Origin of the sequence: Streptomyces sp. NPDC086147 (genome assembly GCF_040702165.1) — a bacterium.
Taxonomy (GTDB): Bacteria; Actinomycetota; Actinomycetes; order Streptomycetales; family Streptomycetaceae; genus Streptomyces.
Genome location: NZ_JBFBJO010000014.1, coordinates 135,341 through 150,470, shown reverse-complemented (window position 1 = coordinate 150,470; position 15,130 = coordinate 135,341). Strand labels below are relative to the sequence as shown.

General features: G+C 69.4%; 16 protein-coding genes and 2 pseudogenes. 7 read left to right on the top strand and 11 right to left on the bottom strand.

What is annotated here, in order from left to right; translation table 11 throughout:
- Positions 1–105: 105 nt before the first annotated feature.
- The gene (locus AB0398_RS26120) at positions 106–717 is read left to right on the top strand and encodes a hypothetical protein (RefSeq protein ID WP_366378055.1); all 612 of its coding nucleotides are present in this window, start codon (positions 106–108) and stop codon (positions 715–717) included.
- Positions 718–1,376: 659 nt separating this feature from the next.
- Here the strand turns inward: AB0398_RS26120 and AB0398_RS26115 are convergent.
- The gene (locus tag AB0398_RS26115; RefSeq protein WP_366378054.1) at positions 1,377–1,667 is read right to left on the bottom strand and encodes a hypothetical protein; all 291 of its coding nucleotides are present in this window, start codon (positions 1,665–1,667) and stop codon (positions 1,377–1,379) included.
- Between the two features lie 355 nt (positions 1,668–2,022).
- Here AB0398_RS26115 and AB0398_RS26110 point away from each other — a divergent pair, with 355 nt between their 5' ends.
- Entirely contained in the window at positions 2,023–2,427 is a 405-nt protein-coding gene (locus AB0398_RS26110) for an ATP-binding protein (protein ID WP_366378053.1), read from the top strand.
- A gap of 96 nt (positions 2,428–2,523) precedes the next feature.
- Here AB0398_RS26110 and AB0398_RS26105 read toward each other — a convergent pair whose 3' ends face one another.
- The 5 genes from AB0398_RS26105 to AB0398_RS26085 form a co-directional block, all read right to left on the bottom strand.
- On the bottom strand, positions 2,524–2,865 hold the full coding sequence (locus AB0398_RS26105; RefSeq protein WP_366378052.1) for an STAS domain-containing protein: 342 nt from the start codon (positions 2,863–2,865) through the stop codon (positions 2,524–2,526).
- A 436-nt stretch (positions 2,866–3,301) separates the two neighbouring features.
- Positions 3,302–4,051: an anti-sigma factor gene (locus AB0398_RS26100; RefSeq protein WP_366378051.1), complete on the bottom strand. Its 750-nt coding sequence runs from the start codon at positions 4,049–4,051 to the stop codon at positions 3,302–3,304.
- Complete coding sequence (locus tag AB0398_RS26095; protein WP_366378050.1) at positions 4,035–4,592, bottom strand: sigma-70 family RNA polymerase sigma factor; 558 nt, start codon at positions 4,590–4,592, stop codon at positions 4,035–4,037. Before AB0398_RS26095 ends, AB0398_RS26100 begins: the two co-directional genes overlap by 17 nt.
- A 47-nt stretch (positions 4,593–4,639) precedes the next feature.
- Positions 4,640–5,347, bottom strand: a complete 708-nt coding sequence (locus tag AB0398_RS26090) for a sortase (protein ID WP_366378049.1) — start codon at positions 5,345–5,347, stop codon at positions 4,640–4,642.
- Positions 5,348–5,457: 110 nt separating this feature from the next.
- The gene (locus AB0398_RS26085) at positions 5,458–6,291 is read right to left on the bottom strand and encodes a DUF4397 domain-containing protein (protein ID WP_366378048.1); all 834 of its coding nucleotides are present in this window, start codon (positions 6,289–6,291) and stop codon (positions 5,458–5,460) included.
- 468 nt (positions 6,292–6,759) lie between these two features.
- On the opposite strand from AB0398_RS26085, the gene AB0398_RS26080 reads away from it, so the two are divergent.
- Complete coding sequence (locus AB0398_RS26080) at positions 6,760–6,975, top strand: hypothetical protein (RefSeq protein WP_366378047.1); 216 nt, start codon at positions 6,760–6,762, stop codon at positions 6,973–6,975.
- Positions 6,976–7,050: 75 nt separating this feature from the next.
- Positions 7,051–7,761: an RNA polymerase sigma factor gene (locus AB0398_RS26075; RefSeq protein ID WP_366378046.1), complete on the top strand. Its 711-nt coding sequence runs from the start codon at positions 7,051–7,053 to the stop codon at positions 7,759–7,761.
- 22 nt (positions 7,762–7,783) lie between these two features.
- Here the strand turns inward: AB0398_RS26075 and AB0398_RS26070 are convergent, their stop codons facing one another.
- The 4 genes and pseudogenes from AB0398_RS26070 to AB0398_RS26055 all read right to left on the bottom strand — a co-directional run bounded on the left by AB0398_RS26070 (position 7,784) and on the right by AB0398_RS26055 (position 10,260).
- Positions 7,784–8,194 carry an STAS domain-containing protein gene (locus AB0398_RS26070; protein ID WP_366378045.1) on the bottom strand — a complete coding sequence of 137 codons (411 nt, stop codon included), beginning with the start codon at positions 8,192–8,194 and terminating at the stop codon, positions 7,784–7,786.
- A pseudogene (locus AB0398_RS26065) lies at positions 8,191–8,505 on the bottom strand (cobalamin-binding protein); the annotation flags it as partial. The pseudogene AB0398_RS26065 and the gene AB0398_RS26070, both read right to left, overlap by 4 nt.
- A 277-nt stretch (positions 8,506–8,782) precedes the next feature.
- Positions 8,783–9,640, bottom strand: coding sequence for an SDR family NAD(P)-dependent oxidoreductase (locus AB0398_RS26060; RefSeq protein ID WP_366378044.1), 858 nt, complete (start codon positions 9,638–9,640; stop codon positions 8,783–8,785).
- Entirely contained in the window at positions 9,637–10,260 is a 624-nt protein-coding gene (locus tag AB0398_RS26055) for a TetR/AcrR family transcriptional regulator (RefSeq protein ID WP_366378043.1), read from the bottom strand. The genes AB0398_RS26060 and AB0398_RS26055 overlap by 4 nt, the downstream gene beginning before the upstream one ends.
- Before the next feature lie 220 nt (positions 10,261–10,480).
- Between AB0398_RS26055 and AB0398_RS26050 the strand changes: the two are divergent.
- Positions 10,481–10,660 (top strand): annotated as a pseudogene (locus AB0398_RS26050) (hypothetical protein).
- Positions 10,661–10,667: 7 nt separating this feature from the next.
- Here AB0398_RS26050 and AB0398_RS26045 read toward each other — a convergent pair.
- On the bottom strand, positions 10,668–12,047 hold the full coding sequence (locus tag AB0398_RS26045) for a nucleotide disphospho-sugar-binding domain-containing protein (protein WP_366378042.1): 1,380 nt from the start codon (positions 12,045–12,047) through the stop codon (positions 10,668–10,670).
- Between the two features lie 247 nt (positions 12,048–12,294).
- On the opposite strand from AB0398_RS26045, the gene AB0398_RS26040 reads away from it, so the two are divergent.
- Positions 12,295–14,394 carry a glycosyltransferase gene (locus tag AB0398_RS26040; protein WP_366378041.1) on the top strand — a complete coding sequence of 700 codons (2,100 nt, stop codon included), beginning with the start codon at positions 12,295–12,297 and terminating at the stop codon, positions 14,392–14,394.
- 132 nt (positions 14,395–14,526) lie between these two features.
- Positions 14,527–15,108, top strand: coding sequence for a DUF4383 domain-containing protein (locus tag AB0398_RS26035; RefSeq protein WP_366378040.1), 582 nt, complete (start codon positions 14,527–14,529; stop codon positions 15,106–15,108).
- Positions 15,109–15,130: the final 22 nt, after the last annotated feature.

The following is a 15,130-nucleotide window of genomic DNA, read 5'->3' as shown; positions in this document are numbered from 1 at the left end:
GGCCGATTGACCCCCGTCGAGTACGAGACCATCATGACCCCACCCGCAGCACTGGCTGCATAAACCCCGCTGTCACCCGATCATGCAGCAGTCCCGACCGTAGCCGTGGATCATCTGATGGCGCTATGGGCCTCGCTGGTACGTGAAGAGGGTCCTGCCCATGCCTCTGCGGTCCTGCACACCCACGCACAAGCGTCGCTCGTGCACGGCGTGATCGAGAACGCTGCACGCGCCGTATGGCTGCTGGGGCCTGACGAGCGTCCGGCCCGTGTTCAGCGGCGCCTGGCTCTGCAGATCAAAGAGGTGAAGGACTCCACCAAGCTGCACAGCCGGTTCAACGCCCAGCCGGCCCGCGATGAGGAGACCCGGCTGGACGAGGTGCGCCGACTGGCACTCGCCGCAGGCGCGTCGGTCCACACACTGAAGACGTTCCTCGCCGCTCCGCAGTACAGCAAGATCGTCGAGGAGGGCGGTGCGCACACCACGTTGGGCGGTGAGCTGATCCTGACTCTCTGGAGCGCGTGCAGCTCGCTTGCCCATGGCGACATCAACGGCACCTTCGGTCTGCTGCGGCACGAGATCGTCTCCCAGGACGACGACACCGCCTTGACCCGGGTCACCGGCAACTTCAGCATGTTGCGCTACACCACACAGGCCGGTGTCCACCTCATCGACCGGGCCCTGGCCCTGTATACCCAACGTGCCGTCGAGCCCTGATCAACCGGTTCACAACAACGTCCCACCGGTCCCTCGAAGACAGGGACATCGGCGTTGTCAGGGCGGCGTCAAGACGACCGGCTACCAGGGAAAGGACGCCCTCACGAGTGGCCACCGCATCCCCCTGGTCACGTCCGCTCCTGTCCCGGTGGCAGAGCTCGCGCATCTCGCGCGCCTGCCCGGTCGTCGGCTGACGGCGCGGTACGGCGGGCTTCTCCTTCCGGTGCTTGGCGGTCTTGGCGGCCGTACGGGGACCGGTCCTGATGGTGCGCTTCTTCGCGACGGGCTTCTTCGCCGGGCGCCTGGTCGCCGGCACTGTCCGGCGGATGGGCCGGGCACCAGGCCGGGCGGGCGGGCGCACGCCCGGGGGGGGCAGTCGCGGGCGCGGGGACGGCTCTCGCCGGAGCGGGGCCCGGCGGGATGGCGGGCGGGGGTCGGTCGCGTCGAGCGCCTCGCGGAGCGTGGCCGGAGTTAGGTCGGCCGGAGGCGGGAGTGGTAGCGGGACTGGCGGATGGTCAGTGGCGGGCGCGAGCGCGGCCAGCCGGGACGGAGCTCCAGGAGCAGGGGCGTGGGAGACGGCCACGCACCCGCTGGCGGCGAGGAGCACGGCCAGGGCGGCGCAGTCCGGATCCACCGTGGCGGCGGATGGGTGCCTTGCTTCACACGTCGTAGCCCTCGGCCCGCAGCGCTGCCACCACTGATTTACGCCGCGTGGGAAGTTCGGTGGCTGGGCACCAGCGTCCCAGGCTGACCAGTAGGTCCAGTGCCTCGCCGTTGGTGAGGCGTTCACCGTTCGAGCAGACCTTGTCACGTCGATATTCGGCTGCCTGGATGGCCATCCGGGCGACTCGGTCGTCGAGTAGCAGGGCGCCTGCCTGGCGGGCTTCGGTCAGCCGTTGGGCGAAGTAATTTTCCAGTGCCCAGTCAAGGTCTCCCGCTTCCTCTTTCATGAAGTGGATCGTACCCGATTGTTTCTTTCGACCGGGTCAGATTTTTTCACTGTCATGGACCAGTCTCCACTGATATTAGTGTGCATGGTATGACGGGATCGAGGAGAACATTTTTTCACCATGCGGTCTATCGATCTCTGAATAAGCTGGGCAGCCTTTCGGCGTCTAGGTGATACTGGCCAGGATTTCGCCTGCACATGTGTTTTCTCGTGATGATAAGTATCGTTTCGGATGGCGGATAATTGCGGTGTGAATCACTCTTGCGGGGGTGTGACGCATACGGGTGAACGATCGCGGGTAGGCGGAATTTCGCACACTAGGACATTCGGAGAGCGAGGGAACGGAGAGATGGAGCGTGAGTACCGAAGCGCGGCAGCCGTACGACATACCGTTCGGGCTCCAGGGCCCGGTCAGTCCGGCGCGGGCCCGTGACCATGTTCGGGCCCTGGTGGACAGGGAGCTGTCGCGACCGCCTGAGGCGTCGAGGCTGAACGATCTGCTGCTGGTGGTGTCCGAGCTGGTCACCAACGCGGTGCGTCATGGCGGCGGGGTGGCGTCATGCGGTGTCCGCCTGGATTCTGATGCGCGGGTGATTGTTTTGGAGGTGGCGGATTATTCCACCGTTCACCCCGCCACCTCGCAGGCTGGTGACTTCACTCCGGGTGGGTTCGGTTGGCCGATTATTACCCGGCTCAGCACTGACGTCACTGTTACACCCCGCTCCGGTGGTAAGACCATCAGCGTCTCATTCCAGCTGTAGGAAGCTTTTTCCGCTTCCGGTCGGATAGCGCCACATATTCGGACGCCATCCGATTTCCCGGGTACCGCGTGCAGTCTTCACGGTATTTGACGCGGGTCAGCCTTCGGCCTTTCTCTTGTGCAGCACGTGCCGCAGGGAAGGGACGAAGGTGAAGTGGGTGAGGGTGCCGGTGTGGCTGAAAAGTGCCTGCACAACGGGCTGGAGAGGGCCGGCGAGCAGGAGGGCGCGACCGTTGGCACGGTGATGGTCGTGGGCGTGCAGGAGGGTGTTGAGCAGGGTGCTGTCGGCGAAGGTCACGCCGGACAGATCCACCACGGTGGCGGGCAGTCCGGCGTCGGCGGCTTCTTCCCAGGCCGCATCCAGGAGGTCGTCCTCGTCATGATCGACCTCGCCGGTCACGATCACTATGAAGACACCGGCGTCCTCGCGCACCGTCACCACAGCTCTTGAATCCCACGTCACACCCTCATTCTCCCCTCCCCGCCTGCGTGATCGAAACAGGGCTGACCTGCACGAACAAGAGCCTCGTCGGTACATGTCGACGTATGCGGCGGCGGAGATGGGGAGTGACTGAAGCCGCGGGAAAGGCTCGACAGGAGTGCACGGGACCACGTCTTCCGCGGCAGGAGCGCCGGCCTGGCAGACGGTCTACCGGCGGGCGGTTCGCCCAGTGGAGCCGGGAGCGGGTTATGGGCCCGGCTCTACCGTGTGATCCTTGATGAGCTCGGGGCTCGGGGTGAGCTGGACTGGTTAAGGCCCTTTCGCCGTCTGGTGTGAGATCTATGCGGTAGAGCCGGGCCCGGGGTGTGCGTGTCATGCAGTCACTCATATGGCCGTTGGTGAACACGGCAAGCGGCGACTGCATGATACGGCTTCAGCCGGCGTAGGTGCCTCGGACGATGCTGTCGCCGGAGTGGTCCGGTTTGCCGTTGTACGCCTGGACGGAGACGTCCACGACCGAGTACTCGTTCAGGTCGATGGTGGCGGGAACGGGCAGGACGGCGTGGCCGTCGGGGCCGAGGACTCCCATGGAGACCAGCTTGGTGTGGGTGCGGTCCATGAGCCAGACCTCAAAATAGCCGGTCGTCTCGGGAAGGCCCTTAACGGTGATCTCCAGCGAGCGCCGCTGGGTGTTGTCCTTGAGGCTGGCGTAGCCGGCCGAGGCGGGGCGCAGGGAGTCCAGGGGTTTGCCGTCGGCGACGGACTGAATCGCAGGCGTGTCGGGGCGGGTGAGCCACCAGGTCAGGGCACTGCCGGACGCCGCGCCGAGCAGCGCGGCGCAGGCGGCCAGGACCAGGGTGAAGCGGCTCATGCGCCGCAACACGCGCATGCGACGTCGCCGCATGGAGGCGGCGGTGCCGTCGGGTGCCGGAGGCGGAGTCTGGGTCGAGGGCTGCCCTGCGGGGATCTGCAGTTCGCCGGCGATGGAATCCCAAAGATCGTCCGGCAGGGGAAGCAGGTCATGTTGTGCCAGAGCGGGCGTTTTCATGGTGGTCACGATGCGGCGCAGGCTGTCGTATTCCTGGCGGCAGTGCTCGCATTCGTGCAGGTGGAGGGAGGCCCAGGGGTCGGTTTCCTCACCGAGGGCCATCATCGCCAGGGTCTCTTCATCGGTGTGCTTCACCGTCCACCTCCAACCGCTTCTTCAACCGCATCAGACCACGCCGGGTATGACTTTTCACCGTTCCCAACGGCAGTCCCGTGCGTTCGGCGATCTGCGACTGCGACAAATCCTCGTAGAAGGCCATCTTCAGGACGAGCTGCTGCTGGTCGGGCAGTTCTTCCATCTCCCGCGTCAGGACCATGTGGTCCAGCAGCGTGTCGGTCACCGGCGTACGGTGCACCGGTGTCCCGGCCTCCGCGGTGGCGGCTTCGACGCTGCGCAAGTGGCGGGAGCGTTTGTCGAAGGCGTCGGCCACCTTCTTGTAGGTGATGCCCATCAGCCAGGTCTTCAACGAGCCGCGGCTCGCATCGAACGTGCCCCGGCTGTTCCAGGCGCCGACGAACACCTGCTGGGTGACGTCCTTGGCCTCTTCCGCGTCACCGAGTTTGCGGGTGGCGACGGTGTAGACGAGCGCGCCCCAGCGACGGTACGCCTCGGCCAGGCACGCCTCGTCGCCCCTGGCGAATCCCTCGCCCAGGTCGTCGTCGGTCACGGTGGTCACAGCAGCCACACTAGCGGCCAGCACCCGCGCCCCACCCCACACTGCTGTCATTTGGCTGCCTCCACCGCGGTGACGACCAGATTGTTCTGGTATCCGCCCGCATCGGGCAGGTAGGGACCGGCGCAGGTGATCAACGTCAGCACCGCACGGCCCTCCCGTCGAAACGCCTCCGAGGCGGCCAGGGCTTTCTTGCCCATGGTGCGACGCGCGGTGATCTCGTAGACGACCGTGCTGCCGTCCTTGCGCCCGACCACTACCCGGTCGCCCTGGCGGACCTCGTTCAGGGCGTTGAGGACGCCCAGGCCCCGGCCCTTGGCATCGACATGTCCGACGATCACGGAGGAACCAGCGCTGGCGCCGGGGGCGGGTGAGAAGCGATACCAGCCAACCCGTTCGGGATCCGGCGGAACCTCCGTCTGCCCGTCCTGGGCCACACCCACCGGATCGACCGGAGCACTCAGGCCCAGGCGCGGAATCGACAGCTTTTGCGGCACCGGGATGCGTGAAGGGCCGGCGTCACCAGGAGCCGACGAGTCGGCCGCCGCACTGGTGGGCTGCGCGGAAGGCGAAGCAGGCATGCTGACTAGCGGCGCCGGGGCTGATGCCGTGCCGGCCGGAGCGGTTCCGAAGTCTGCAGCCTTCCTGGGTTCTTCACACACGACAAGGGCAAGGAACACCGCGCACAGCAGGACACCGAGAAGTACCGCGGCAAGCCCGAGGGCCTTGCGAGGCGCGATGCTGCGCGTGCTGGTCATGGTCCGCCTTTCCGGCTTGAGAGATGTCGGGTGGTGCGGTCACCCGGATGGACCTGGATGATCGGCGTGACCGCACCACACAGCATGTTCGAGACGAGGCGTGCCGGGGATCAGGCGGCGTCGTTGCGGCGGCGCAGGAAGTACCCGCCGGCGCCCAGGGCGAGGACCGCGCCCGCGGCCAGGGTGCCCAGGGCGGCGTTGTTGTTCGCTCCTGCGGCCTGGCCGGTCTCGCCGGCGGGGACGCCGCCCGGTGCGGAGTGCATGCCGGTGATGGTCTGGGTCTTCAGCGCGAGGTTCTTGTCGGTCGCGCTGCCCCACGCGTAGACGATCGTGTTACTGCCCTCGGCCAGGTCCAGCTCGGCCGGGCCGATCGCCACCGTGTCGGTGCCCGCGAGGACGACGTCGGCGTTGACCGTGCCGGCCGCCACCTCGGCCGTGGCCTCCTTGGGGTTCTCAAGGCCCTTGAACACCGCGGTGCCGCCGGCGCGGACGTCGACCGCCGGAGCGGCGGCCACGTGTCGGACGGTGAGCCGGGCCTTGCCCGCGGGCACCTTGGAGGTGTCGTTGACGAACGCGTCCAGCGCCGGCTTTCCGTCGGCCGTCAGGTGCGCGACCAGCGTCGCGTTCGCGCCTGCGGGCACCTCGACGGTCTTCTCGATCGCCGGGGTGCCCTTGGGGCCCTCGCCGTCCTTGAAGACCTTGATGTCGTAGGAACCCGCGTCCAGCTTCAGCGGGTCGGTGAGCGTGCCCGGCTTGAAGTCCGGCAGCAGCTCCTTGTCCCCCGCGAACACGTCCACGGTCAGACCCGGCACGGCGTGCAGCACCGACACCGTCGCCTGCTCACCTTCGGCCTGGGAGTTGGCGAATGCGGGAGCGCCAGCGGTGACGGACAGCGCCACGGCGACAGCGGCGGTGAGAGCCGCACCAGCGGAACGAGCAGTCATGACGATCATCCCCATCATCCGGTCGAGAAGGTGTCTCGAACTCTGTGTGAGGAGGCATTCCGCCACCATGCGCCGACTGGTTGCACCCGATGCTTGAAGCTTTTACTTCACGTCGTCTGCTGCCACTGCCACCGCTCGGCAGGACGGCGGACGGAACGCGGGACGGAAAAGAGGTGGGCGCCCGAACGGCTGGAGGACGGTCACCGGCTTTTCAAGCGCAGCTCGCCGACCACGGTTGGAGCCCTCAATGCTGCCCCTACTGCGACACTCGCCCTACTACCGGGCCATGGGTGGCCGGCTACCTCAGCAGCCGGCCTCACCCCTCCCCGGGCAGCCGCGCAGTTCCTCCGATCGTCCCGCTCACCGGTCATGTGTCGCCCGATCGGCCCTCTGGACTCGTCGGTGCCGGTGGCTCGGGGTGAGGTGGTACCGGTCGGCCTGCTTCCGTCTCTTCCTGGAGGAACACTGATGATCGTCAAGAAACTGCACGAGTCCGGCATCCGGTCCGAGCACGCCTACGCCGCCGGATTCGCCTCCATCGGCCTGTCCGTCATCTCCTGGAGCGCCTCGCTGAACATCGAGAAGAAGGGCGAGGAGCGCGCAGACCGGTGGGGCATCTTCATCGGTGAATGGGCACCCACCTTCTTCGCCCTCGGCCTCGCCCTGGCCAACTACGAGAAATAACCACATCGCTCCGGCGTGGCCCTGAGGACCGTGTCTCCCGCAACCGGAGTTACGGTCTCAAGGCCGGGCGGCGGAGTGGGCAATGAACTCGCCGACACCGGAGGTAGCAGGGATGTCTCCACCGGCACCGGTGTCCAGATCGTCGAGGTCACCGGCTTCACGGCCGCTCACCGTCAGGAAAAAGATCAGATCGAGGGCGTCGGCGCGCTGGTGCTTCGTGTGGTCCTGGGTGGCCGATCATCGGTGATCCGGAACGACGACAGGTGGCCGTGCGTGGGCGATGGTGAGGACTTCGGCGCCTTCTACACCCGCTGGCATCCAGAGGTGAGGACCTGGGCGCGTGGGCGACTGCGGGACGAGCACGAGGCGGAAGATGTCGTCCAGCAGGTCTTTATTGCCGCCTGGCAGTCTCAGACCGCCTACCGCGCGGGCCGCGGCACGGTCCGGGCGTGGCTGTTCGGTATTACGAGTCACAAGATTCATGATGCGCTCGATGCGTACTACCGCCGGCAGGCCCGCGAACAGCGGTTGATCGAGCGCACCCTTCCGCAGTACATGGACGACGCCATGGCCCAGACGGTTGCCGGACGTCTGCACGCCGACGTGCTCCTGCGATCCCTGCCCGTCTCCCAGCGCCAAGTGCTCCACCTGGTCTACTGCCACGGGTACAGCCACCAGGAGATCGCTGTCCGGCTGGGACTGCCGCTGGGCACGGTCAAAAGCCATGCCCGGCGCGCCCTGCAGCGTCTGACGCGGCACCCGTCTCTCGCATCGGCGCACGGGTAAGCGGGGCGAAGGTCGGGGTCCTTCAGGGCGCGGAAGCCGTTTCCGTCTGCTCGTCCACTTCGTCGTCAGAGGTGCTGAGGGTGCGGGCGTCCTGAGTGAGGTGGTCGGCGATGCCGGTGAGCTCGAGTATGCGCATCAGGCTGGCGGGTTGGTGGTCCAGGTGCAGGGTGACGTTTGCGGGGTGGGTACGGCGGCGCAGGGTGAGCAGGGCGGTCAGGGCGCTGGAGTCGATGCCAGTCAGGCCGCTGAAGTTCAGGTGCAGATCCTGCAGGACCGGCCCGTACTGCTGATGGTCGGTGTCCAGTGCCTGGTTGGTCTCGTGAGTGAACCGGGTGGCGGTCTCGTAGTCGAGGTCTCCCGCAACGGTCAGATGCAGCGCGTGTGACTGGGCGCTGTGGGCCGTGATGGTGAGGTCGGTAGGCAGGTAGGTCATGCGGTGATTCCCGGGCCAGTGTGATCGGAACTGAGCTGCAGGCTGTCGGCAGCGGTCTTGAGGAAAGTCAGGGCGCGCGGGAAGTCGCGCAGTTGTCCGGCCAGTACCTCCAGGCCCAGACTCAGGCCGGCGGCGGGAACGCCACGGGCGGTGAGGGTGCCGGCCGTCCAGGTGGTGAAGGTGGTGAACAGTTCGGCGTCGTCGACGTAGAGCGCGGTGGCGAGGAAGTCGACGATGTGGGCGAGGTCCTCGGTGGTGCGGTCGCGCTGCGCGGTGCTGTAGGTGCGCATCGCGGGCCAGCGGGCGTCGAGTGCTTTTGAGCGGAGCCTCGCATGAGCACGCACGAGTAGCCGGGTGCCGGAGCCGCCCCGGCCCCGCTCCTCTACAACAGCGACTCCGAGCGTGACCGGCAGGTCCGCGCCCCGCCGCCGCGCTGGACCCGGGCCGCCCGGCGGCGGCGGGGCGCGGGTCGGAGTCGACGGCGGCCGCCCGGCCGCACGCTCCCGGCCCGCCCGTCGCCGTCGGCGCGCGGGGTGGAAGCCCCGCCCGGTCCGGGCCGTGGAGCACCGGGACCCCGCGCGGAGCGGATCAGGGCCGGGAGAGCCGGAACTGGCTGCGCACGACGGCGTCGAACACGTGGCTTCCCGCCAGCCTGCGCAGGTGCACCAGCGCCTTCGCCGCCGGTGTGATCACATGGCGGTGCCGTGGACGGCGCGCCCCCGCGGCGTGCAGGACGGCCCTGGCCACCGGCTCCGGAGAGGCCGAGAGGAGCTTGTTGCCGTACCCGGACGCCATGACCTCCTGCGCGCGCCGGTTGAGCGCCGTGTAGGCGCTCGCCGCCTCCGGGGACGCGCTGTTCGACGACAGGGTGCGCGCCGCGGTGCCCCCGAACGACGTTCGGATCAGCCCCGGCTCGATCAGGACGACCCGTACGCCGAACGGCTCCACCTCCACGCGCAGCGCGTCCGTCAGGGCTTCGAGCGCGTACTTGGACGCGTGGTAGTAGCCGCCCGCGGGGAACGTCAGGCGCCCGCCCATCGAGCCGATGTTGATGATCCGTCCTCGTCCGGCCCGCCGCATGCCCGGCAGTATCAGTTGGATCATGCGGGCCGCCCCGAAGACGTTGGTGTCGAACTGCTTCCTGACCAGCTCCAGGTCGGCCTCCTCAACGGTCCCGTACTCGCCGTAGCCGGCGTTGTTGACGAGCACGCCGACCGATCCGTAGTCGGCTTCGACCGCCTGCACGGCCTTCCGCATCGATTCCTCGTCGGTGACGTCCAGGGAGAACGTACGCGCGCCCGCCCCGGCCAGTTCCGTGAGCGTCTCGACCCGCCTGGCGGTGGCGTAGACGACCGCTCCGGCGTCGAGGAAGGCCCGGGCCACCGCCGTGCCGATGCCCGAAGAGCAGCCCGTGATCAGTACGGGTCCTTGGATCCGCAGGTTCATGACGGTTCCTTGTCGTTGAGGTCGTCGAAGGTGTCGAGGGCGTCGGCGGAGGCAGGGGTGGCGAGCAGGCCCCACAGGGCCTGCGCCGCCCGCCCCCACGCGTCCCGCGGAAGTCCAGATCCGGCGCGGGAGGCCTTCGTCAGCCCCACGAAGGCCCCGAAGACCATGGTGATGAGCAGCCGCGCGTCGGTGTCCCTGAAGACGCCGTGCTCCTGGCCCGCCTCGATGAGGCGTACGGCCGGTTCCTCGGCGCGTTCCGCCGCCTCGCGGCTGGCAGCGTCGAGGTACCCGGCGTGCTGCTGGTGCTCCAGGAAGGCGAGGGCGTCCGGATGGTCGTGCGCGAAGCGGACCAGGTTGGCCCACATCGTCCGGAACGCGGGTGCCACCTCGTCCGCGTCGGCCGGTACCGACGTGCCACGGGTCAGGTGCTCCGTGAAGAGGTGCTTGCACTCCTGGTACACCGCGTTGGCCAGCGCTTCCTTGCTGGGCCAGTAGCGGTACAGGGTCCCCGTGGCGGTGTCCGCCCGCTTGGCGATCACGGGGACGGGCGTCGCCGCCACGGTCCGCTCGGCGAACGCCGTCAGCGCGGCCCGGAGGATGGCGGCTTTTCTGTCGCTCATGAATGAATGTTCATTCACAGACAGGGCGAAGTCAAACGAGTCGTACGCGTCGCCCCGCAGGCCGCCGACCGCCTGCACGGGGCAGAGCACCGTGGCGTGCTCCGGCCCTCCGGAAGGCGGGGCTTCGACGCACGAACGACGCGACCGGCGGTGTCGCTCGGTCCGGGAGACCGTTGAAGTGGAGCAAGGCCCTCACCGTCACCCGACTGGAGGAAAGGCCATGACCGAACAGCTCGTACCTCCCGAAGAGACGCCGCCCGTCGAAAACTCCGCCTCGTCCGCGCACGTCGAACGGCCCGACGGGGGTGTCTGGGAGCACCTCATGGTCTAACTGTCCCTCGTCCTCGTCGGATCGCTCTCGGTGGCGCTCTTCTTCGTCCTCCGCATCTTCGGTTTCTGATCCGGTCTCAGGCGCGTGACACCGCGCCCTCCATGGCGCGCAGGAGCCGGTCGGCGGTCCAGTCCGGTCCCCGGCGCCGCAGCTCTCCCATCCACCGGGACATGCCCTCGGGAGGACGGGCGAGCAAACCGCGCACGGCGCTCCCCGCCTCCTCGGCACGCAGTTGGAACGGGTCGAGGCACGTGGCCAGTCGGGCCCGTTCGGCGTCGTGGGCGATCGAGAACTGGTCGCTGGAGAAGGGCAGGATCAACGCCGGTGTCCCCGAGGTCACGCACTCGGTGAAGGAGTTGTTCCCGCCGTGGTGCACCATGGCGTCGACCCGGCGCAGCAGCCATCGCTGCGGGACGACGTCAGCGACGTGCACCTTCGGGCCCGCCAGACGGGCGAGCGCCGGAGCGCGGTCGCCGGCGGCGACCACCACCGCCGCGTCCGGGACGCGGGCGAGGACGCCCCGTACGAGAAGCTCCAGGACGTCGTCGCGGGCCGACAGGAAGGTCCCCAGCGCGATCAGCACCAGGTGCCGGGCGGCCGACCTCAGCCGACGGACGACCGCCTCCCACGCCTCGCCGGGAGCCGCCTCCGTCGTGGGAACGCAATGACCTCCGTACAGAAGACCGGCATCGGCCGACGCGTGTTCCGGTAGCCACGGGAATCGCGGATAGTTGAACACCACGGCGTGACGGGAGGCGAGGGCGAACGCGCGGCCCGGCGGATCGGCCGAGGGCGCGTGCGTCCGCGAGACCGCCGCGAACCGTTCGGTGAACGCCGCGTCGTTGGCACGGGCCGCCCGCCGCAGCTCAGCCAGCACCCCGTCCGGGGGACGGATCGCCCGGGGCCAGGCGTAGGGGACGCCGAAGAGGGCGTCGGGCCCGTGGGGCACATATGTCGGATGGCCGGGGCAGAACGTGGCGAAGGGCAGCCCCAGGCAGTGCAGGGCCAGCGTCACCGGATAGCTCAACTGGTCGACCACGTACCAGTCGGGGGCCAGTGCCGCGTGCAGGGCCCTCACATCGGCCAGTACCCCCTCCGGATCCGCCAGCAGGTCCTCGCCGCGGTGACGCGCCTGCGTGAGCAGGGCGGCGACCGCTCCCTCCCGCGTGGAGTCGAGGAACTCCTCCAGGCGTGCCGCCTCCCGCACGCCCTGCCGCGTCCTCCGCGCGACACCGGTGTTCGCGTTCCGCGTGACCGTCAGCGGGACGAAACGGGCGCCGGCCTCCTCGGCCATCGCGGCGAAAGGAGGCGCGCCGGCGAAGTGGACCCGGGCACCGGCCCTGGCAAGCGCCCCCGCGAGTACGGACAGGGGCTGGGCGTGCGAGTGGAACGGAGGGCTGACGACCACCACGCGGGGAGTCCGGCCCGCCGCGCGGCTGCGACGCGGTGAGTTCATGCCGTGGATTCACCTGCAGACGGGGCGGCGGATGCGCGTACGACGGAGACCGCCGACCGGCACCTTATCCGGCCACCTCACCCGTTCACCCCGCCACTCCGCCCCTCCGCCTCACCCGTCCGCCTCGCTCGGTCCCCGATACCGCACGGGATCTTTCGGCCGCGAGCTGTGCCGTAGCCCACCGTGCATCCGCGCGCCGCGCCGCCGACGAATCACCGCAGGCAGACAAGCTTTGCGGAGGAGCCCCATGGAACACTTCCCGCCCGTCGCCGCCGCACGGGACGGCCTCCGTCCCCCGAGGGGCGCGCGGAACGAGCCCGATCCGTTCGTCGAGGCCAGGACGGCCTACTGGAACCGCGCGCTCGGCGGAAGGGAGCCCTACGACCCGCACGGGAGCTCCCCGCCGTCCCGCAGCCTGCTGGCCGAGCTGGTCGGGGCGGAGTACAGCCCCGACCACCGGACGCGGGTCCGTCCCGGTCGGGCCACCTCCTGGGACATGCTCCTGGCACGTCTGAGGAACCGGGTGCGGGCGGGAGAGGCACCGGATCCCGACGAGTGCGTACGGCTCCTGACCGGCGGCGAATCCACGCGGGCCGTCGTGTTCGAGAGCTGGTCGGCCGTCGTCCGGCACCACGGGGCGACGAGGGCCACGGCCGCCGTACGCTCCGGGCTGCGCACGACGGAGGACCCGGACGCGGTGCCGTTCCTGCTCGACCTGGCGACCACCGCACGCCTCCGCCCCCTGCCGCCGGCGGAGCTCCTCCGCCTCGCGAACCGGCACGACCGCCGTGTCGCGCACGCCGCCCGGCGCCTCCTCGCGACGTATGTTTGCGCGCCACCCGCTCCGGCCGGAAGGGGCGGGCCGGCCGACGCGTACGAACTGCTGCTCCTCGACGCCCTGGAGAACCGGCCCCTCGGGGGAGCGGGGATCACCGGGCTCCGGCCGGGCGTGTTCGTCGCGCAGTCCATGCTCATGGGCCGCTTCGACCGCCCGGGGGAGGGGCTCAGCGGAGGCCTGAGTGTCCTGCTCGGCTCCCTCGGCGACGCCCTCGCCCGGACAGACGGCATCGCCGCCGTCGTCACCGTGGTCACCGCCTGCCGACCGGAACTCGAAGAGGACCCGATCCTGCTGCACCACCGCGGCCCCGCCCACTGGATCCTCAGGCTTCCCCTCGACAGCGACCACCCGGTGCGCCCCGAGGAGATGGGACGGCACCGTGAAGCGGTGGCCTGGTGGGCGACGAGACTGCTGGGGTCACTGCCCCGCCCGGTCGACGTCCTGCACGTCCGCTACGCCGACGACGGTTCCCTCGCCCTCGCGGAAGCCGCACGGAGGATCGGCGCGGGCCTCGTCTTCACCGCCACGCCCGATCCCCACCGCCAGATGAGCGAGCGCCACGACGCGCCCGGCGCCGACCCCACCGGAGTCCGCCACGATCTGCACCGGGTGTTCATCGCCGACCGCCTGGTCGAGCGGGCCGACCGGGTGGTGGGGATCGCCGGACGGGGCGGAGGGACGACCGAGCTACTGCGGCACTTTCCGCAGTTGACCGGATGCGACGGAGGCACGGCGCCCGGCGCACCCTCCGAGGGCGTCGCCCCTTACCGGCCCCCGGCGGACGCGGAACGCCGGCGCGAGCTGCTCCTCGGGCCGATCGACGCGGTGGCGAGGACCTGCGAGGACCGCGTGCCCACGGTGCTGTTGAACGTCGGCCGCCTGCACCCGGTCAAGCAGCAGGACGTCCTGGTCCGAGCCTGGACGGAGTCGGGATGCCACCGCGACTCGGTCCTCGTCCTCGTGGGCGGCAGCCCGCGGGCGGGCGACGACACCGAGCGCGCCATGCGCGAACGGATCGAGAACGCCGTCGCGTCCTGCCCGGAGGCCCGCCGGCGGCTGGTCCTGCTGCCCGCCCTCCCAAACGCGGACGTACGGCTGCTCGAACGGGCCCTGGCCGATCCGGCGCGGCCGTTCCGGGCGCGCTACGTCTGCCCCAGCGCGAAGGAGGAGTTCGGCCTGGCCGTTCTGGAGGCCATGGAGGCCGGAATGGTCACGGCAGGCCCCATGAGGGGTGGCGTCCCGCACTACCTCACGGACGGGTCGAACGGCCTACTGCTCGACACCTCCACCTCGCGGACCCTCGGGGAAGGACTGAAGCGCCTCCTGCGGATCGGCGACGAGGAGGCCGCGGCGATGGCCCGCCGCGCACGCCACCTCGTCCGGACCACGTACTCGGCCACCGCCATGGCCCGAGCCCTGGCCGGGCACTACGCGGACGTGACGGAACGGGAGCACCAACCGGCCACGGGTCCCTCGGCCGGGCCCGCGTGCATCCGAGTCCCCTCCTGACCGGGAAGAAGTCCACAGGGCTGCGCGGCGGGCCTGCCGACCGGGGAAACCCGACCACCCCCGAGAGAACGACAGATGTCCCACTCCACGAAGTGGCCCACCCCTTTCTCGCGGACGCATGGGAGAGCGGTTGTGAAACTCAAGAACGAGCTGCCCGTCGACCATCATCTGACCACCGTCTACCGCGTCGGCGCCGCCGTCTGCGGGGTCCTCCTGATCATCTTCGGCTGCCTCGGCTTCGCGAACGCCCTCAGCCCCTTCGGCACGTCCGGGGACCGGATCGCCGGCATGACGACCAACACCGCCCTCAGCGTCATCCCCGTCGTTGTAGGCCTCGCCCTGCTCGCCGGGGCCGCGGTCGGGGGCAACTTCGCCTCCACGCTCAACATGATCATCGGGAGCCTGTTCGTCCTGAGCGGCTTCTACCACCTCTTCACCCTGGACCGCTCAGCCAACTTCCTCGACTTCGGCATGACCAACGTGATGTTCAGCTTCCTCATGGGCCTGCTCATCCTCACGTTCGGCATGTACGGACGGGTCTCCAGCAAGCTGTCCCACGACAACCCCTACTGGAAGCGGCGCCACCCCCGCGAGGCCGCCCAAGAGGCCCTTGCCCGGCGACGCGCGATCGCCGCGGCCACGGAGGCGGTCGCCTCCAGGAACCGCACCGCCCCGCACACCCTCCCCGGCGGGACGGACGCCGGACCGACGTAGCGGGTTCGCACGGACCGGCTAC